This is a genomic window from Subtercola lobariae (genome assembly GCF_014640255.1).
Lineage (GTDB): Bacteria > Actinomycetota > Actinomycetes > Actinomycetales > Microbacteriaceae > Subtercola > Subtercola lobariae.
In genome coordinates, this window is the sequence record NZ_BMGP01000001.1 from 73,481 (window position 1) to 91,755 (window position 18,275).

Sequence of the window (18,275 nt, forward strand, 5' to 3'; positions counted from 1 at the left end):
CCCGGGCCTGGCCGCGCTCAGCGCACGAGCGCACCCACCGGCTCCAGCCGCACCAGAATCGCCTTCGACACGGGCGTGTTACTGCGGTCGGCCGCACTGGCCAGCGGAATGAGCACGTTCGCTTCGGGATAGTACGCCGCCGCGCATCCCTTCGCCGTCGGGTACGACACCACACGATAGTTCGGCAGTACGCGGTCGGGCTCGCCCGGCCACTCGCTGTAGATGTCGACCCGCTGGCCGTCGGTTAGCCCGAGCTCGGTGATGTCGTCGGGGTTCACGAAAATGACATCACGGCCGTTCTTGATGCCGCGATACCGGTCGTTGAGGCTGTAGATGGTCGTGTTGAACTGGTCGTGCGAACGAAGGGTCTGCAGAATGAGCCGGCCCGGCGGGCGAACGATCGGCTCGAGATGATTGACCGTGATCATCGCCTTGCCGGTGGCCGTGTTGAAGGTGCGTGAGTCGCGCGGGCCGTTCGGCAGAATGAACCCGCCCTTGCGCCGTACATCGGCGTTGAAGCTCTCGAAGCCGGGAACGACGCGCGAAATGTGGTCGCGAATCACGTCGTAATCGGCTTCGAACCCCGCCCAGTCGATGCCCGAGCCCTCACCGAGGGTGGCCCGGGCGAGCCGAGACACGATCGCGATCTCTGACAAAATGCCCGGCGCAACGGGAGGGATGCGCCCGTGTGACCCGTGCACAGCGCACACGCTGTCTTCGACCGAAACGAATTGCGCTCCCGACTCTTGAATGTCGATCTCGGTGCGCCCGAGCGTCGGCAGAATCAGGGCTGCGGCACCCGTGACCACATGCGAACGATTGAGTTTGGTCGAGACCTGCACGCTGAGGGAGGTTCCACGCATCGCGGCCTCTGCCGCAGCGGTATCAGAGATCGCGCCCACGAAGTTGCCACCCATGGCGAAGAAGACTGAAATGTCACCGCGCTGCATCGCCTCGATGGTCTGCAGGGCATCCGTACCGTGTTTGCGCGGCGGCTCGAAATCGAACTCGCGGCCGAGCGCGTCGAGAAACGTGTCGCTCATCTGCTCCCACACGCCCATGGTGCGGTCGCCCTGAACGTTACTGTGGCCCCGGATGGGCGATGCCCCCGCCCCCGGTCTGCCGATGTTGCCGCGCAGCAGCAAGAGGTTGATCAGGTCGCGCAGCGTCTCGACGGCCTTCTTCTGCTGCGTGAGCCCCATCGCCCAGGTGATGATGGTCCGGTCGGCGGCGATGTAGCGCGCCGCCAACTCGTCGATCTCGTCTGACGACAGCCCGGTGGCCGTCAGAACATCGGCTTCGTCGAGGCTCGCCAGGTGCGCCTTCAGCTCTTCGAGTCCGAGAGTGTAGTCGGCGAGAAAGGCGTGGTCGAGCACCGTTCCGGGCGCTGCCGTTTCGGCGTCGAGCACCCGTTTCGCGAGCGCCTGCAGCAGCGCCATGTCGCCGCCCGAGCGAATCTGCAGAAACTGGTCGGCCAGCGCAGTGCCATGCCCGATGAGCCCTCGCACGGTCTGCGGGTTCTTATACCGGAACAGCCCTGCCTCAGGCAGCGGATTCACCGCCACGATGGTGGCGCCCGACTTCTTCGCGTCTTCGAGCGCAGTGAGCATCCGTGGATGATTCGTGCCCGGGTTCTGCCCCATGATGATGATCAGATCGGTGTGCTCGAAATCGTCGTAGGCGATGGTCGACTTGCCGATGCCAATGGTCTCACCCAGCGCGGTACCGGTCGATTCGTGGCACATGTTCGAGCAGTCGGGCAGGTTGTTCGTGCCGAACGCTCGCACGAACAACTGGTAGCTGAACGCAGTCTCGTTCGCCGTGCGGCCGCTGGTGTAGAAGGATGCCCGGTCGGGCGAATCGAGCCCGTTCAGCTCTTCGGCGATGAGCTCGAATGCTCGCTCCCAGCTCACTGGTTCGTAGAAGTCCGAGCCCGCCGGCTTGTACACGGGCTGCGTCAGTCGCCCCTGCATTCCGAGCCAGTACTCTGACTTGTCGAGCAGCGAGGTGAGCGAGTTCTCGGCCCAGAAACTCGTCGGAACCGTGACGGGAGTCGCCTCCCAGGTCACCGCCTTTGCGCCGTTCTCGCAGAACTCGAGCGCCTTGCGGTGGTCGGGGTCTGGCCACGCGCAACTCATGCAGTCGAAGCCGTCTTTCTGGTTGATCGACGTGAGCAACTTCGCGGTGCGGGCGGGCCCGAGCTTGGTGAGCGCCGGCTCCATGGAGTGAAAGATGCCCGGCAGCCCGACTGCTTCGTGCTTGTTGTGCCCCACCTTCAGATCGGGGTAGCTCGATCCGTCGTTCAGCGGCTTCTTGCTCACGAGGTGACCTTCTCTTGTTCGGTGGTACTGGCGTTGTGCTCGTCGGCGTGCCGGGTGCTGGCCTCGCGGGTGCTGGCGTCGCGCCCGTCGGTAGACTCTGAAACGATGCGCTCGTCGGCCGCCTCCGACACGATGCGCTCGTCGGCGCTGTAGACGACCATCGAGGGGCCGCGCAGAAAGCCGACCACGGTCATCCCGACCTCGCTGGCGAGCTCGACCGCAAGCGATGAGGGCGCCGAAACGGCCGCCAGAATCGGGATGCCCGCCATCGATGCCTTCTGTACCAACTCAAAACTCGCCCGCCCTGACACCATCAACACCGTCGCACGCAGGGGGAGCAGCGCGTTCGTCACCGCCCAACCGACCACCTTGTCGACCGCATTGTGCCGGCCGACGTCTTCGCGCAGCACCAGCAGTTCGCCGGTTACCGCATCGAAGAGCGCCGCAGCGTGCAGGCCGCCGGTCTTCTCGAACACGTCTTGCCCTTTGCGCAGCAGGTCGGGAAAAGAAGCTAACAGCCCGGCGCTGATGCGCGTTTCGTCGTCGGCGACCGGGTAGCTCGAGAGCGTGCGAACCGCGTCGATGCTGGCCTTGCCGCAGATGCCACATGAGCTCGTGGTGTAGAAGTTGCGCTCGAGGCTCGGGTCTGGAGCCGGCACGCCGAATCCGAGCGTCACATCGAGCACGTTGTAGGTGTTCTCGCCCTCTGCCGTCGCGCCGGCGCAGTATCGGGCAGCGCCGAAGTGGTCGTTGTGCGAGATGACGCCCTCAGAGACCAAGAAGCCGGCGGCCAGATCGAAGTCATGCCCCGGGGTGCGCATCGTGATCACGAGGGCTGTTCCGCCCACCCGAATCTCGAGCGGCTCTTCGACGGCGAGCACGTCTTCGCGGCGCACGCCGGGCGACCCGACGGTGATTCGAGTGACTCGTCTTCGTGCCGTGATCCTGCCCATTGTTAATACATATCAGGCCTGCAGAGGTGACACAATGAATCGGTACACACTCGAAAGTTGCTCTCATGAATGTCGACGCCATTGTGCTCGCGGGCGGCCGCTCCTCACGACTCGGTGGCGTGGCCAAAGCGGGCCTGGTCTTCGAGGGCCGAACGCTGTTGCAGCGCACACTCGATGCGGTACCGGATGCCCGGCGCACCATCGTCGTCGGCGACACCGCTCTGCGCGCTCAGCTCGGCAACGCGGCACCTGCGCGCAGCATCACCTTCGTGCGTGAAGATCCGCCGTTCGCAGGGCCAGCTGCGGCTGTCGCCGCGGGCCTCGACGCACTTGCCGGCCTCGACGCGTTCGACAAGCGCGGTGCCGGTGAACGCGGCGCTGAAGTGCTTGATGCCGGTGTTTTCGGTGCCGGAGCCGCCCGCGCCGGAGCTCTCGAGGGGCCGGGTGTCGATTGGGTGTTCGTTCTCGCGTGCGACATGCCCGAGGTGGGTGCGGTCGTCGAACTGCTGCGATCGGCCGTGGTTGGAGCCGTGGTCGCGGCTGTCGATGGGGCTACGGCCGACAGCGGGGTTGAACCCGATCCGGGCCCCGCGGAATCGAACTTCTCAGCAGTTCGAGATGGAATTGTCGCTGTCGACGACGATGGCCGCAGACAGCTGCTCGCCGGCCTCTATCGTCGTCAGGCCCTCATGGGGGCAGTCGAACGGGCACAAGCGGCGGGCCCGATCGTCGATCTCTCGGTGCGAGCGCTGCTGGGCCATCTCGACCTCATCGAATCGCCGGTGCAGAACGCGCTGACGCACGATGTCGACACCTGGCATGACGCCCTGACCTTCGGTATTTCGAGAAAAGAGTTGGCGTCATGAGCGATTCCACCCCGAAACCCATGTCTGACGTCGACCAGAGCGAGGTGCTCGAGCGGTGGGTCGCTGCGCTTGCCGACGAACTTCTCGGTAGTCGCGCATCCGCTGAGACTCGCGCCGAACTCGTTTCTCAGATCGACTCGATCTTGGCGCTCGCGGGCACCGCCGCCCGATCCGTCATTCGCCCGGCGGCCCCCCTGACGACTTTCGTTGTGGGCTACGCAGCAGGTTTGGCCGCTCGCGACGCGTCGAAGCCTGACCAGGCTGAAGCTGCCGCCTCGTCGACGGTCGCGGGCACGTCGGATGTCAGCGCGCCGAGCACATTCGCCCAGCCCATTGCTGCCGCAAACGCCTTCGCCGACGGCTGGCAAGCCGACGGTTCCGACGAACTCCCGACCCCGTGACGGATTCGTCGCTTCGGCAGCCCGGCTCTCCGCCGGAGGCCACCGCCGCGTCTCTTCGGCAGCCCGGCTCAACGTCGGCGGTGCCGGCCGGTTCGCACCGAGCTGTCGGGTGGCGTGCGGCCATGGCGATCTCCGCCGACGCAGCCATCCGGGCAGAATCGGGCGCGCCGGTCGAAGCTGAGTCCGTTCCGATCGCGGAGGCGCTCGGCCGCGTCACCGCTGCCGCTGTGCAGGCGGCGCAAGACGTGCCCCACTTCGCGTCGTCGGCCATGGATGGCTGGGCCGTGGCAGGTTCTGGGCCGTGGGTTGTCATCGACGTCGCCGCGCCGTCGACGGGTGCCCGAGGCCTTCGCCCCGGGCACGCCACACCCATCGTCACTGGCGCCGTCATTCCGCCCGGCACCACGGCCGTGCTGCGCAGCGAACACGCCGTGATCACCTCCGCGTCCCCGGCCCTCGGCAGCGTAAGCGTCGACCCGGGTTCACTCGCCGCGCCGACTGAACCGCTTCGGCCGGTCACGCCCTGCGCAGCCACGCCCGGCGCTTCGGCGACCCCCGACGAATCGTGTGAGCCGGCCACCGCTCGCGGCCACCTTGCTGTGAGCGATGCGGCCAAACCCGGCGAACCCTTCACCGGTCAGCACATTCGCCGGGCGGGCGAAGAAGCGGCGGCAGACGAAACCGTGATCGCCAGCGGAACGCTGCTGAACCCCGCCCACATCGCTTTGGCCGCTTTGGCCGGGCGCGACGAACTCTCTGTCAGAGCGAAGCCTCGCGTGCGCTTCGTCTTCAGCGGCGACGAGGTTGATTCCGTAGGCGTTCCACAATCCGGGCGGGTGCGAGACACCTTCGGCCCGCAACTGCCGGCCCTGCTCGAAATGCTCGGGGCACGGGTTCTCGGCCAGCGCAGAGTGGGCGACACTCTCTCGGGCACGGTCGAGACTCTCGCCGCGAGCATCCGAGACGCCCAGCTCGTCATCACGACGGGTGGCACCGGCCGTTCGTCGGCCGATCACCTTCGCGATGCTCTGAACGAGCTCGATGCGACAGTTCTGTTCGACGGCATCGCTGTTCGGCCGGGCGGGCCGACTCTGCTCGCTCGAGCGGCGAATGGATGCGTCGTCGCCTGTCTGCCGGGCAACCCGCTGGCCGCGATGGTCGGGTTGGTCATAACCGTGGTGCCGCTTGTTCGCGGGCTCGGCGGCCGGGCATCCGGTGACCTCGCAGAAGTCACCGTCGGGGCAGACATCGCAGGCTCGGGCCCGTCTGCGCTGCTCGTGCCCTACAGTCTTGCCGACGCCCTGGCGTACCCGAGTGCGTGGCGTGGCTCGGCGATGATGCGCGGGCTGGCCGACGCCGACGGGCTGCTCGAGGTGCCGACCGGCGGTCTTCGGGCGGGGCAACGGGCGATCGTCATCGGGCTTCCGTGGCGGGAACCCGCGCTCCAGTCGCAAACTGTGGGGGCGCTAGTCTCAAATCACTACGAGAGGGACATTATGAAAATCAGCGCACGTAATCAGCTCAAAGGAACCATCGTCGAGGTGACGAAGGGCGCAACGACCTCGCACGTTCGCATCGACATCGGCGGGTCGATCGTCACTGCTTCGATCACGAACGAGGCGGTCGACGAACTCGGGCTCGTGGTGGGGGCCGACGCCTACGCCGTCGTGAAGGCGTCTGACGTGATGGTGGCCGTCGACTGATCTGCGCCTGCAACAAACGCGGTGCGGGCAGGCGGTCGCTGGGCGAACGCTGCCGCCGCGTAGCCTATCGGTCGGACTGTCGCAGAACTCGTCACGGGCTCGCCTGCAGCACGCGCCGGCAGGCGCAGGCGCTGGCGCGAGTGCAGCCTGCGGCACGCGCTGGCAGCTGCAGGCGCAGGCGCTGGTCGCGCGAACGCTACGGCGTGGCCTCACCGGTCGGATCGACCGCGGTGGCGTCTTCGAGGGCCGGCCCACCGAGCGGCTCGCCCGCCCACGCGGTGGTGACCCAGCCCGCCTCGGGCGAACCCTCGAGCACGACGACCGCAGTGTTGTCGAGCGGATGATCGCGGCTGAATTGCGCATCGAGATTCTGCGAGGTGAACGACGCCCACGCCCTGATCGCGGCTCCGTGGCTGACGATCGCCACGGTGCTCTCAGGGTCTGCCGCGTGCTGCGCCGCAATCCACTCGATGGCTCCGTCGTAACGGGCGTAGAACTCAGCGCCGTTCTCGCCGCCCGGAATGCGTGCCGAGAAGTCGTTCCACCAGGCGAAGATCGTGCCGATGTAGACCTTGATCGACTCTGTGTCGGTGCGCTGCTCGAGCTCTCCCGCACTGATCTCATGCAGGCCCTCGACGACCTGAGGCTCGATGCCGCGGGCGGCGGCCAGCGGTTCGGCCGTGAGGCGGGTGCGCTGCATGGCCGACACGTAGATCGCGTCGATACGTTCGCCGTCTAGTGCCGCAGGAATTGCGGCGGCCTGGGCGGCCCCGAGTTCGGTGAGTGCGGGCCCTGGAACGGTGGTACCGATGGCCCCGTTGACGTTGTCGATGGTTTGGCCGTGTCGAATTAGTAGAAGACGCATCGCTTTCAGCCTACGCCGTGAGCGTGAGCAGGTGATATCGCTCGACATCGTCGAGCGAGAGAACCCGGTAGCCCTCGTGCTCGAAGAACACGGTGATGCGGTCGGGCTCGACACGCATCACCACGCCCGCCCCCCACGCCTTGTGCTTCACGTGGGCGTCGACCGCGAACGCCGAAGTCGCGACAGTGCTGCCTGCGCCGACCGCCCCGCCCGCGCCGCCTGCCGCGCCCGCCCCCTCTGGTTGGCCGGCCGCGCGGGCCACGCTGGCCGCACCCGCACCCGCACCCGCACCCGCACCCGTACTGCTCGACGCCGAGCCGTGCGCCGCGACCTCGTACGCACTCCCCGAGTCGCAGGTGTCGCAATTGCCGCACGGCTCGGGCAGGTTCTCGCCGAAATACCCCAGCAGAACCTGTCGTCGGCAGGCGCGCGTCTCGGCGAACTCCTGCATGATCGCGGCGCGCGAGTGCTCGATGCGCTGCCGGGTTGCGGCCTGCTCCGTCGCCCGTTTGGCGGCGGTTGCAGCGCCGACGTGAGCTGCGGTGAGAGCGCCGTCGTCGATACTGATCACTCCCGCCTCGTCGAGCAGCCCGAGCATCCGGCCGATCGCGCGCTCATGCGTATCGAGGGCGATGGCCAGCTCGACCCGCGAAACGCCCGGTGCATTCTTGATGGCGCTGAAGATGCGTTTCACTTCGGCCTCGTCGGGTCTACCGCCCTCGAAGAACCGGGTCACCGCGAAGTCTTCCGGGCGGTAATGCAGGGTCACTGCGGCAGGCAACCCGTCGCGCCCCGCGCGCCCCACCTCTTGGTAATAGCTGTCAAGTGAGTCGGTGACCGCCGCATGCACAACGAAACGCACGTTCGGTTTGTTGATTCCCATGCCGAATGCGCTGGTCGCCACCACCACCTCGAGGTCGTCACCGATGAACTTCTCGTACACGTCGTCGCGTTCGGCCGCCGGCATTGCGCCGTTGTACCCGGCCGCGTGGATGCCCGCCCCCACCACCTCGCCCGCATACCGCTCGGTGTCGGCACGCGTCGCAACGTAAACGAGCCCGGGCCGCTCGAGTGCCTCGACCTGGGTCACCACGGCCCGCCGTTTCTCGGCGTCGGATTCGTGCCGCACCACGCTGAAATGCAGATTCGGTCGATCGAACCCGCGCGCCACGAGCTGCGGATCACGCATGCCGAGCCGCGCGACGATCTCATCGCGCACCGGCGCCGGCCCCGTTGCCGTCATGGCCAGCACGGGCGGACGACCGAGCGCCTCGATCGACTCGCCCAGAGTCAGGTAGTCGGGCCTGAAATCGTGCCCCCACGATGAGACGCAGTGCGCCTCGTCGACGACGAACAACGAAATCGGCAGCGCTGCAAGCCGCTCGCGCACGTCAGGGTTGGCGAGCTGCTCTGGCGCGAGAAACACGAACCCGGCCCGCGCCTGCTCGATGAGCCGCCACGCGGCGCGCGCGGCGGACTGCCCATGGCTCGAGTTGAGGGCTACCGCCGCCGGGGCATCCGTAACCTCGCCCAGAACCCGCACCTGATCTTCTTGCAGCGCAATGAGCGGCGAGATGACGATCGTGACGCCGCCGAGCACTGTACCCGTGACTTCGTAGATCGACGACTTTCCGTACCCCGTGGGCATGATCGCGAGCACGTCGCGCCCCGCCACAAGGGTGCGCATAGCGTCGTCGAGCCCGGGCCTGAAGGTCGCCCACCCGAACACCTCCCGCGCGACGCGCGCCACCTCGTCTCGCCCCTCATCCCGGCTCGCTGTGTTGCCCGCTTCGTTCACGATTCGAGGCTACCCGCCACCGTGGTGGCAAATGGCAAGTGACAAATCCCCACGTATGATGATGTCGTCCCTTCTTGAACTAAAGACGAAAGGCCTCGAGTGACTCTGCTCTTTCTCGACGAGAGCAAGAGCTCTGACTACTACATCGTCACCCTGTGTGTCGAGCCCGCCAATGCGAACCGCCTGCGCAAGGCTGTCTCGGGCTTGCGAAAATCGGGGCAGAGACGCGTGCACTTTGTGAAAGAAAGTGATTCACGGCGTAGACACATTCTTTCGACCCTTGCGTCTCTGAACCTGAAGGTCAGTGTCTATCGAGCTGGCGGGTTCGATGATCTTCAGTCGCGCCGTCTCTGTCTAGCCGCCGTTGTGCGCGATTCGGCAAGACAAAGCGTCACTCGAATCACATTGGAGAGTGATCTGTCGATTGAGAAGTTTGATCGTCACGTTATGTATGAAGAGCTCTCTCGACTTGGAGAGACGAACGCGATGACGTACGTTCACGAACGGGCGGCGAGCGAACCGTTACTTTGGGTTCCCGACGCAATCGCGTGGTGTGTTGCGCGAGGCGGTCACTGGAAGCGCCGGGTCGATCCCCTCGTCGAGAGCGTCATCGGTGTGTGAGCGGCAGTTCGCCCGGCAGTGTTAAAACGCAAAACTCGGCTCACCGACCGTCCGGAAGGCTACCGAGTTCACTTCAGCCAGCTAATGCCGACCGCACTAATGAGCATACGTCAGACGATGATCGATCGCAACTCCGTCGAGCGGTTTGCGAAGCCGAACGTCTAGCGTGTGACTCACCGCGTACTCGAGTTCCCCAGCCGCCACTTTGGGTGGCAGTGGGGCGCCTGTGCGCCGCGTGAGACACCTACGCCGACCTCAGTTGGGGTGTAACTCACTCACCTGAGGCTCATTCACCGCCGCAGTACGCACCGCACGCGGCGCTCCCGCGGCGACCGCTCGCGCCGCGACCGCACCCACCGCGACCGCGTCGGGCCCGACGCTCCCGCGCACGCGCAGCGCCGCAGGCTCGATCCACGCAGAGGCCGCAGTGACGCGACCGAGGTACTCGCCGTCGATCTCGAAGTCTTGCGCCTCGCCCGCCGCGAGCGTCACGGCCCGAGCGCGCCCGTGAACTACCGAGGTGGTCGAAACGGGGGCCGTGCCCGTGGCGGCGGCACGGGCATCCGCTCGCCTCGGCAGATACGGCGTATTGGTGCGCACGAACCAGCCCACTGCGCGGGCCCATTCGAGCGCGCCGAGCGGGCGCAGAACCACCACGTCGAGCAACCCGTCGTCGATGCGTGCGCCCGGAATCATGCGGATGCCCGCCGGCAGCACCCCCGCATTACCGATCACGATCGTGTGCGCCGGTTCGGGCCGCTCTGCCACCTCGTCGAGCGAATAGGTCAGCTCGAACCGCTCGTTGTTGCGAAACGATCCCACAATGGCGGCGATGTAGCCCGTCCAGCCGAGCGTGCTCTTGCCCCGGTCTGACGTGTTCACCACCATTTGCGCGTCGACACCCATGCCCGCCATCACCAGGAACGCCCGCTGCACGGTTTCGCCCGACTCGAGCGTCGCATCCACTCGCCCGGCGTCGACTGAGCGCACGGTGTCGCCGAACGCCGCCCGTAGAGCTGCCTTACGACTGCCGAGCGGCAGGCCGAGTGCCCGTGCGAAGAGGTTCGTCGTTCCGGTCGGCAGGATGCCCAGCGGCACCCCCTGGTGCCGAAGCGCCTGCGCCACCGCGCTCACTGTTCCGTCGCCGCCCGCCGCAATTACCACATCGGGTTGCTGCTCGAGCAACCTCAGCGTGGCGCCCTCTCCGGCGTCGTCGAGAGTTGTCGCAGCCCATAGGCTCGGCCCCCACGACTTTTCGGCCTCGATTCGCTCGACCTGGGCCCGCAGCCGGCCCGCATCGACCTTTGTGGGGTTGTAGACGATTGCGGCGCGCGGTCTCGGCACATTCGACACGATCAGCAGCCCGTCATCAGCAGGAGGCCGGCCGTCTCGCAGACGGCGCTAAGCCGCGATGCCGTTCGCGTCGAGCGAGTCAGACACAATCGTCAACCCGCCGAGCCCCGGCATCTTCGCGATGTGGGCGTCGATAGCGTTGATGGCTTTGCGCCCGTCGGGGCCACCGAAGATGTGGCCCATCACGTGTTTGACCTCGGCCTTGTCCATGATGGTCGAACCCACGGGCCCCCAGAACTTGCCCAGAGCGAACCGCGCGAACTTCTGCGCTACGACACTCTTCGCGAGACGTTCGCGGGCCTGAGTCGCGTAGAAGGCAACGTGCCGTGCCTCTTGCATGGCGATGCGCTTCAGCAGCTCGGCGAGCACCGGGTTGCCTTCGATCTCGGCGAGGCGCTTGTAGGCGGCCACGGCCGACCATTCGTTGGCCGCACCCCAGATCATGTGCACGGCGATGAAGTCTTTGCCCACCAGGTTCGACAGCACAGACTGCTTCACCGGGTCGATGCGGTCTTTCCAGCCGAGCTTCAAGCGCTTCGACTTGAGTTCGTCGAACTCGAGGGTGATGTCGTGCATCCGCAGCACGTCGGCGAGTGCTTCGCCGTGCCAGAACTCCTCGCGGTTCCACATGGTCATGAAGCCGGTCACGTCAGAGTCGCGGTGCGAAGGGGTGACGAGCATGTCGCGCATGTAGCAGACGGTGTGGTACTCGACGTCAGCCATGTAGCGAACGACACGCAGAGTGTCGGGGGGCAGCGGGTTGGTGCGGAAGTCTTCGAAGTCGAGGTCTTCCCACGCCACATTCTTGCTGGTCTTGGTGTAGTTGTCGATGTCGAAGGCCATGAGTGCTTGAGACGAACCGCGCGAGGCGCTTCGGTCTCATCCCTCCCGTTCTGTCGTATTCCGTTCGCCAGGTCTACTGACTATTCTGCCGTGCTTCTATTCTGCTGTGCTTTGCTGAAAATTTGCGTGGTGTGAAAAGTTCTACTTCACCCAGACGGTTCGCCTGGTCGACTTATCGGGTGCGGTTGCCTTCCAGATGCGCTGCCAGCGAGCCGAATCGCCGACGTCGCCAGTGCTCGAACCAGCACTCGAGCCCGCAACCGCAGCAAACGTGCCTTCTGCTTCAGCCCGAAGCGCTCCGTACCACCCTGCCTCGGCCTCAGCGAGCCCGAGCGTAATAGCCTTCACGATCTGGTCATTCACCGCAGAGGGTTCGGAGCCCGGCGCCGCCTGGATTGGTCGCCCGAAAATAACGCTCACTTTCGGCCGCGAGGTTTCGGGCAACCGTCGCCATGGCGGCAGCGCCCGGTACGTGCCAACGAGTGTCACCGGCACGATCTGCACGCCGGTCTGGATGCCCAGCCGAGCAGCCCCCAGATTGAACTCGGTCAGCGTGCCGTCGTCTGCGCGGTAGTTCTCGGCGAAGAGCAGCAGGCTCCCCCCGTGCGCGAGCATGGAGGTGAGTGTTCGCGTCGTGCGCAGCCCGAGCGATTTGACCGCCGCGGCACGCAGCCCCGTCTCGGGCGCAGCACTCACGCTGACCACTCGCCGCACAACGCCCTGCAGCACCTGCGACACGAGCGGAGCATCCAACTCGCTCGGATGGTTCGCCACGAAGATGAACGGCCCCGGCAGCTCGGTCAGATATTCGCGGCCGCGTACCACCGGGTTCACCAGCAGCCGCACCGCCTGGCGCGAGGGTGCAGCCATCAGCTCACCTCAGAGATGCTCACTGGCGCACCGTGCACGTACGTGATCGAGGGGCTGAGGCCCACAGAGTCTGACGCCATTTCGAGAGCATCGTTCAGCGTGGTCGCGGCCTTGAAGCCCATGCGCCTGGTCGACTCGAGGTTGCCGCCCACGAAGATGATCTCGCCGAGGTGCTCGATGGCCGGTGCTGCCGAGTACCAGGCGTGAAACGGGTGCAGCGCGTGGTGCGCGTAGCTCGTCTGGTAGAGGTGGCGGTACCACGAGTCAGCGGCGAACCGGCCCTCGAAGTCGGCGGCGAGCACGGCCGGGTCGGTGGTGGCACTCAGCGCTTCGGCGAAGAAGTCGACGTATGCCGGGTGGTAGAGCGGGTGAAACCATGGTGTCAGCGGGTGATAGAAAATGGCCGTGCCGCCGGCCCTGACCACGGGTTTCGCGGCCTGACCGTTGAAGATCTGGCCGAGCCCCAGGCTCGCAGCAGTCACCGGATTCAGCGCGGTGCCCACCCCATTCGGGTTCGGAATGCCGAACAACGCAACATCTGCGGGCGAATCGACCACGCCCACCTGCTGCTGGGCCAAGAACGCTTCGGTGAGTGGATGCACGGAACTCGGCTTGCCCGCAAGAACCGACGTCACCCCGAAACCCACGCCCGATACCTGAGACAACCCGAGCCGCGCCCGTGACGGCAGCACCTTGGTCGCGGCCTGAATGCCGGCCGACAGCACCCGGTCGGTGATGCTCCACTCGCGCTCGCGCTTGCTCAGAAACGCCGTCGCGGGCCCCGTCGGTTCGGGCGTCAGCGTCACATCGATGGTGAAGACCGTGGCCTTGTCGCCGATGGTGTCGACGAGCGATTCGAACGCCGAAGCACCAGCGGCAGCCGCCAACGGCGAGGTCAGAGCACGAGCCGTTCGAGCGCTTGCCAGCTTTGTGGCGACGGCAGGCGCACCCTCGTTTCCGACCGCTGTCGCGAGCCGAACCGAGATCACCAGATCGCTCGACACCACCCGCGCATTGATCTCGATGGGCGTGCCGTCGGCAGCCTTGCCGACCTCCACGAGGTTGCCGTCTTCGGCGTCGTGGCTGTGCAACTGGTCGGGAAAGAACGAGGCGAACACACGCTCGCCGAGCACGCGCTGCAGGTCGTACGGGGTGAGCCTTCGGCGCAGACCGGTTGCAGCGATCAACTCGACGTCGTCGACGCCCGCGGCTGCCGCCAGTTCGAGCACATGCTCGATGACGCGCTGCCGAACATCTGGAGCCGTGCGAGACGTGATGGGCTGCGAGAGGTCGTCGAAAACCACGGTGACGCGAGAGCCGCGCTGCAAAAGGGCGGCGAGTGGTTCGCTGTCGACCGGGTTGGCGAGTGCGTGCGCGACTTCGGCGTCGAGTTGATGGATGCCCGGCAGCGCATCGGGCGGGTAGAGCACGCTCGCGCCGCTCGGCAGCCGCTCGAGCAGCACCTTCTCGCCCTGAAATACGACGAGCGGCGGGGTCTGGGCGTCGACGCTCAGAACGAAGCCTGGTCTACTCATGAGTTGTCTCTTTCGGGCTTTCGAGGGTGAGTGGAGTGTGCGCCGGCGCGTGGGTGGTGCTCGCCATGTCGCCGCGCACGAGTTCGTTGATGGTGTTCAGGCGCGAACGGGCCTGATCGTTCCACTGGTGAATGCGCCAGTGCTTGGTGGTGGCGTGCTGAAAGAGCGCGGCGTCGGGGTTCACGGCCTGCGGGTTGCCCACCAGCTCGAGCCAGGCGCGGTCGGCGTGAGAGTCGCCGTAGGCGTACGACTTCGAGAGGTCGAGGCCTTCACGCTCGGCGTAGAGTCTGAGCCAGGCGGCCCGAGCCTCATCGACGAGCGGCGGCTTCGAAAGGTAACCCGTCCACACGCCGTCTTTCGAGTGCATGGTGCTGGCGACCACCTCGTCGAAGAGCGAGGTGAACGGCTCGGTGAACACATTGATCGCACCGGTGACGAGCACGGTGCGGTGCCCGGCCTCGCGGTGCTTGCGAATCTGCCGAACAGCCTCGGGGCGGATGCGCTGCAGCAGCACATCGCCGATGGAGTCGTGAATCAGCGAACGCAGCGCCGCCTCGTCGACGCCTTCATACCGCCTGAGGAATGTACGGAGAAACTCGCCGCGATCGCGTCGATCGGTAGCAATGTAGCGCGGCAGCGAGCCGAACAGATTGGCCAGCTCGGCCGGCCACTTCGATTTGTCGACACTCGCGAGCCGCACCCAGAGGTACTGCTCGATGATGTTCGTGGCCAGCACCGTGCCCTCGAGGTCGAACACGGCGACCACGTTCGGCACCTGCGGCAGCGGCTTCTCTTTCTGCTCCTTGGCCCGGGGGCGCGAGCTGAAGGTGCGCATGAGCGTCGTGATGGCCGGAAAGTGCACCTGCTGCAGGTAGTGATCCCAGTCGATGTCGGTCGCGTCGAAACCGAACTTCTCCAGTTGCGACTTCGGCAGGGTCTCGTTCAGCGCTGCGGTCTTGCTGTCGTCGTAGATGATCTCGGCCTGCGTGTAGTTCTGGTACAGGTCGGAGTAGGCGCGAAGCAGTTCGAGGTCCGTCTGCCGAGCAGAGACCTGGCGCTGCCAGTTGCGGGTGGTCTTGCCAGAGGGCAGTCGCAGCAGGGCTCGCTGAGCGTACTTGTTCGAGCGCTCGCCGAACTTCAGCGAACGGGCGATGGCGCGGGCGCCCGGAAAGGCCCAGAGCGGTGCGCGAATGTGCCCTCGCTGATCATCCGGAATCGGATTCGCCCGAAAGTAGGTGAGCACGTTCTCGTAGATGTCGCGAAACGTCAGCGGGTTGCGCCCGCCCGAACTGAGGTGAAAGTACTTCGGCTCGTCGCGCGGCGCCGGGTTGGCGGCAACGGCGAGGGTGGCGTTCACCACGATGTCGACCGGAATGATGTCGAGAATGCTGTCAGGCAGGCCCGGAAACTCGGGCAGCAGGCCGCGACCGTAGGCGATGATCAGCGGGTCGGCGACCTTGAAGCCGTCGATCCAGCCGGGGTAGGGGTGTCGCAGGGCGCTTTCGATGATCGCCGGCCGCACCACCGAGAGGCGGTGCCCGTTGCCGGCCCAGAGTTCTTCGGCGACACGCTCGCTCATCGACTTGGTGAGGGCGTACACGTCGGCCCAGCCGAGGCTCTGCGCGCGCACCCGACCGTAGTCGACCAGGCGTGCGGTGACCCAGGCGTTGCGGCCTTCTTCGGCGGCAGCGGCCACGGCCTGCGGGCCGACCTTGCCCGACACGGTACGGGCTTCGGCGATGACTTTGCGGAGGATTTCGGGGCGCCGCGACGAGGCCTCGACCTGCGCCCGGGCGGCGATCGCGGCATCCATCTCGACCCGCCAGTTCACGCTGTGCTTGAGCGACGCCTCGACGGTCGTGCCCTTGCGAATGCCGCCCACATACGCGGTCGACACGTGCACGACGTGCGGGTCTGAGCCGGTGCGCAGCAGTGCTTCGTAGAGGCCGACGGCCCCGCCGACGTTGGTCTTGAAGGCCTCGTCGATGGGCGGGTCGAACGACACGGTCGAGGCGCTGTGAATCAGCACGTCGAGGTCTGACGGCAGGCTGGCCACGTCTCCCATGGTCGACTCGACCACCGTGATGCGCTCGGCAGCGGCACGCTCGACCTCTTCTTTGCCGACCCGCTCGCGCCACGTGGCGAAAACCGGTTTGCGTAAGAGGCTCGTGAGTCGCGCCTGGCCGGTCAGCGAACCCTTCGGGCGAATCAGCAGGGTGACGCGGGTGGTCGGGTAGTCGGCGAGCAGTTTCTCGAGAATGGCCTGGCCCACGAAGCCGGTAGCTCCGGTGAGCATGATGTGCTGGCCCTCGAGGGGCGCGAACTCAGCGGTGCGCGGGCTCACGCGGTCACCTTCACGCCGAAGCGACGAGCGGCTTTGCTCATCACTTTCAGGCCGCGCTGGCCGGGCAGGGAGTCGACGACCCGATCTACGGCCGCGATGTCAGCGCGCCCTGAGGCATCACTGAACAGGTAGGTCATCATGAATCGGGTCTCCTGGGTTGGTTGTTCGGCGGTGCCGGTGGGCGCCCACGCACGCTTCAAAGAAGAGCGGGTGAGTTTGCGAGCCGAATTCGATTCTTCCAGCCGCCGAAGGGTTTCGCCTTCAAAAAACTGCAAATGGCGGTTGCGCAGTACCTGAAAGCCCTCGAGAACCTCGGTCAGCGCCTCGTTGTCATCTTTTTTCAGAATCTGACTGTACGTGGCCCGGCTGACCAGTTCATCAATGAAGCCGCGCGTGACGTGAATCGCAATGAAGTCTTCGCCGATCAGGTTGGCCCGTACGGCGGTGAAGATGGGCGAGACGCGGTCGGCGAACTCGCGGCCGAAGCGCACGACCCTCAGCCGCGCCCGGTTCTTGGCGGGCACGAACGAACTGTGCGCCGCGAGAATGCGGTCGAAGGCGTCGGCGATCCAGTACTTCTCGAACGCCCAGGTAGCCAGAAACGCGGTGAGGCGCGCGTCTTTATGCGAGGGAGTCACCAACACGTCACGCATGTGGTGCATGGTGAAACGCTCGAGGTCGCGCAGGTACGCTATGGCACGCAAGGTCTTGCCGGCGAGTGGATGCTCGGCGAAGGCTTCGAGCGGCAATGAATCTGCATGACTGCCGGCAGCAGTGCGGGTATAGGCACGAATGTCGAAGTCGCCCGAATCTTCTGGCACGGGCATCCACTCAGCCGCATCGTCGGTCGCAGCGGCGTCGTCGAACGTGTTTTCGGGGGTGGTGGGCAGGTCAGTCATCGGGGGCCTCCAAGGCCGGTGGGAGCGGTGCGAGCGTGTCGAACACCCAGATTTCTCTGTATGCACAGTAGTCGTTCGCTGCGGTGACGTATCTTGGTTGCCATGGTTACGGCTTTGGTTACAGGCGGCACGTCGGGCATCGGTGCGGCGTTCGCGCGCGCATTCGCAGAGCGGGGTGAGAACCTCGTGCTGGTGGCGCGTGACCAGACGCGCCTCGATGAGACGGCCGAATCGCTGCGCCAGGCATATGGCGTCGAGGTCGAGACGGTGTCGGCCGATCTCTCTGATCGTGCCGATGTGGTGCGTGTCGCCGAGGTTCTCTCGCGAGAGACGAACCCCATCGGCGTGCTGGTGAACAATGCCGGATTCGGCATACACACTCCGTTGCTGGCCGAAGACACCGCTCCGCACGAGCGAGCGCTCGACGTGATGGGCCGCGCCGTGCTGATGCTGGGTGCAGCCGCAGGGCGCGGAATGCGAACGCGCGGCACGGGAACCATCATCAACATCTCGAGTGTCGCCGGGTACATCACCATGGGCAGCTACTCGGCGATCAAGGCGTGGGTGACGTCGTACACCGAAGGCCTGGCCGTTGAATTGAAGGGCAGCGGCGTGCAGGTCACGGCGCTCTGCCCGGGTTGGGTGCACACCGAATTCCATGAACGTGCAGGCATACGAGAATCGTCGATACCCAACTTCTTGTGGATCGACGTCGACGAGCTGGTTGCCGACTGCCTGGCAGACGTGGCAAAAGGCAAGGTCATCTCCATCCCCTCCGGCCGATTCAAATTCTTGACGTTCTTCACTCGGCATCTGCCGCGCAGCACCATCCGTGCCATTTCGGGTCGCATCTCGTCGAGCAGATCGCACTGACCTAAATAGTATCCTCCAGGCACTTTGCCA

15 protein-coding genes are annotated in these 18,275 nt (G+C 65.8%); 5 read left to right on the forward strand and 10 right to left on the reverse strand.

The window, feature by feature from the left end:
* Positions 1-17: 17 nt before the first annotated feature.
* On the reverse strand, positions 18-2,321 hold the full coding sequence (locus IEX24_RS00390; RefSeq protein WP_229715021.1) for an FdhF/YdeP family oxidoreductase: 2,304 nt from the start codon (positions 2,319-2,321) through the stop codon (positions 18-20).
* Positions 2,318-3,274 (reverse strand): formate dehydrogenase accessory sulfurtransferase FdhD, encoded by a 957-nt coding sequence (fdhD, locus tag IEX24_RS00395; RefSeq protein ID WP_188671993.1) that lies wholly within the window; start codon positions 3,272-3,274, stop codon positions 2,318-2,320. Before fdhD ends, IEX24_RS00390 begins: the two co-directional genes overlap by 4 nt.
* Before the next feature lie 65 nt (positions 3,275-3,339).
* Here fdhD and mobA point away from each other — a divergent pair, with 65 nt between their 5' ends.
* The 3 genes from mobA (at position 3,340) to IEX24_RS00410 (ending at position 6,244) form a co-directional block, all read left to right on the forward strand.
* Positions 3,340-4,140 (forward strand): molybdenum cofactor guanylyltransferase, encoded by an 801-nt coding sequence (gene mobA, locus IEX24_RS00400; protein WP_188671996.1) that lies wholly within the window; start codon positions 3,340-3,342, stop codon positions 4,138-4,140.
* On the forward strand, positions 4,137-4,541 hold the full coding sequence (locus IEX24_RS00405; protein ID WP_229715022.1) for a DUF6457 domain-containing protein: 405 nt from the start codon (positions 4,137-4,139) through the stop codon (positions 4,539-4,541). The genes mobA and IEX24_RS00405 overlap by 4 nt, the downstream gene beginning before the upstream one ends.
* A gap of 122 nt (positions 4,542-4,663) precedes the next feature.
* Entirely contained in the window at positions 4,664-6,244 is a 1,581-nt protein-coding gene (locus IEX24_RS00410) for a molybdopterin-binding protein (protein WP_188672000.1), read from the forward strand.
* A gap of 196 nt (positions 6,245-6,440) precedes the next feature.
* Here IEX24_RS00410 and IEX24_RS00415 read toward each other — a convergent pair whose 3' ends face one another.
* Positions 6,441-7,109 carry a histidine phosphatase family protein gene (locus tag IEX24_RS00415; RefSeq protein WP_188672003.1) on the reverse strand — a complete coding sequence of 223 codons (669 nt, stop codon included), beginning with the start codon at positions 7,107-7,109 and terminating at the stop codon, positions 6,441-6,443.
* Between the two features lie 10 nt (positions 7,110-7,119).
* A complete protein-coding gene (locus tag IEX24_RS00420; protein WP_229715023.1) occupies positions 7,120-8,907 on the reverse strand; it encodes a RecQ family ATP-dependent DNA helicase in 1,788 nt (595 codons plus the stop codon).
* A gap of 99 nt (positions 8,908-9,006) precedes the next feature.
* On the opposite strand from IEX24_RS00420, the gene IEX24_RS00425 reads away from it, so the two are divergent.
* On the forward strand, positions 9,007-9,528 hold the full coding sequence (locus tag IEX24_RS00425; RefSeq protein ID WP_188672007.1) for a hypothetical protein: 522 nt from the start codon (positions 9,007-9,009) through the stop codon (positions 9,526-9,528).
* Between the two features lie 255 nt (positions 9,529-9,783).
* Here the strand turns inward: IEX24_RS00425 and IEX24_RS00430 are convergent, their stop codons facing one another.
* The 6 genes from IEX24_RS00430 to IEX24_RS00455 form a co-directional block, all read right to left on the reverse strand.
* Positions 9,784-10,872 (reverse strand): diacylglycerol/lipid kinase family protein, encoded by a 1,089-nt coding sequence (locus IEX24_RS00430; protein WP_188672009.1) that lies wholly within the window; start codon positions 10,870-10,872, stop codon positions 9,784-9,786.
* 57 nt (positions 10,873-10,929) lie between these two features.
* A complete protein-coding gene (locus IEX24_RS00435; protein WP_188672012.1) occupies positions 10,930-11,724 on the reverse strand; it encodes a ferritin family protein in 795 nt (264 codons plus the stop codon).
* A gap of 141 nt (positions 11,725-11,865) precedes the next feature.
* Positions 11,866-12,594, reverse strand: a complete 729-nt coding sequence (locus tag IEX24_RS00440) for a lysophospholipid acyltransferase family protein (RefSeq protein WP_188672015.1) — start codon at positions 12,592-12,594, stop codon at positions 11,866-11,868.
* Positions 12,594-14,129 (reverse strand): lactate racemase domain-containing protein, encoded by a 1,536-nt coding sequence (locus tag IEX24_RS00445; RefSeq protein ID WP_188672018.1) that lies wholly within the window; start codon positions 14,127-14,129, stop codon positions 12,594-12,596. Before IEX24_RS00445 ends, IEX24_RS00440 begins: the two co-directional genes overlap by 1 nt.
* The gene (locus tag IEX24_RS00450; RefSeq protein ID WP_307821407.1) at positions 14,122-16,473 is read right to left on the reverse strand and encodes an HAD-IB family phosphatase; all 2,352 of its coding nucleotides are present in this window, start codon (positions 16,471-16,473) and stop codon (positions 14,122-14,124) included. The genes IEX24_RS00445 and IEX24_RS00450 overlap by 8 nt, the downstream gene beginning before the upstream one ends.
* Entirely contained in the window at positions 16,470-17,372 is a 903-nt protein-coding gene (locus tag IEX24_RS00455) for a ferritin-like domain-containing protein (protein WP_188672021.1), read from the reverse strand. The genes IEX24_RS00450 and IEX24_RS00455 overlap by 4 nt, the downstream gene beginning before the upstream one ends.
* A gap of 102 nt (positions 17,373-17,474) precedes the next feature.
* Between IEX24_RS00455 and IEX24_RS00460 the strand changes: the two genes are divergently transcribed.
* Positions 17,475-18,245 carry an SDR family NAD(P)-dependent oxidoreductase gene (locus tag IEX24_RS00460; protein ID WP_188672032.1) on the forward strand — a complete coding sequence of 257 codons (771 nt, stop codon included), beginning with the start codon at positions 17,475-17,477 and terminating at the stop codon, positions 18,243-18,245.
* Positions 18,246-18,275: the final 30 nt, after the last annotated feature.

What these genes read in the sequence shown, in the direction of transcription:
- mobA (WP_188671996.1), top strand. Translation starts at nt 3,340, where the DNA reads ATGAATGTCGACGCCATTGTGCTCGCGGGCGGCCGCTCCTCACGACTC.
- IEX24_RS00460 (WP_188672032.1), top strand. Translation starts at nt 17,475, where the DNA reads ATGGTTACGGCTTTGGTTACAGGCGGCACGTCGGGCATCGGTGCGGCG.
- fdhD (WP_188671993.1), bottom strand. Translation starts at nt 3,274, where the DNA reads ATGGGCAGGATCACGGCACGAAGACGAGTCACTCGAATCACCGTCGGG.
- IEX24_RS00445 (WP_188672018.1), bottom strand. Translation starts at nt 14,129, where the DNA reads ATGAGTAGACCAGGCTTCGTTCTGAGCGTCGACGCCCAGACCCCGCCG.
- IEX24_RS00435 (WP_188672012.1), bottom strand. Translation starts at nt 11,724, where the DNA reads ATGGCCTTCGACATCGACAACTACACCAAGACCAGCAAGAATGTGGCG.
- IEX24_RS00415 (WP_188672003.1), bottom strand. Translation starts at nt 7,109, where the DNA reads ATGCGTCTTCTACTAATTCGACACGGCCAAACCATCGACAACGTCAAC.
- IEX24_RS00455 (WP_188672021.1), bottom strand. Translation starts at nt 17,372, where the DNA reads ATGACTGACCTGCCCACCACCCCCGAAAACACGTTCGACGACGCCGCT.
- IEX24_RS00410 (WP_188672000.1), top strand. Translation starts at nt 4,664, where the DNA reads ATGGCGATCTCCGCCGACGCAGCCATCCGGGCAGAATCGGGCGCGCCG.
- IEX24_RS00405 (WP_229715022.1), top strand. Translation starts at nt 4,137, where the DNA reads ATGAGCGATTCCACCCCGAAACCCATGTCTGACGTCGACCAGAGCGAG.
- IEX24_RS00440 (WP_188672015.1), bottom strand. Translation starts at nt 12,594, where the DNA reads ATGGCTGCACCCTCGCGCCAGGCGGTGCGGCTGCTGGTGAACCCGGTG.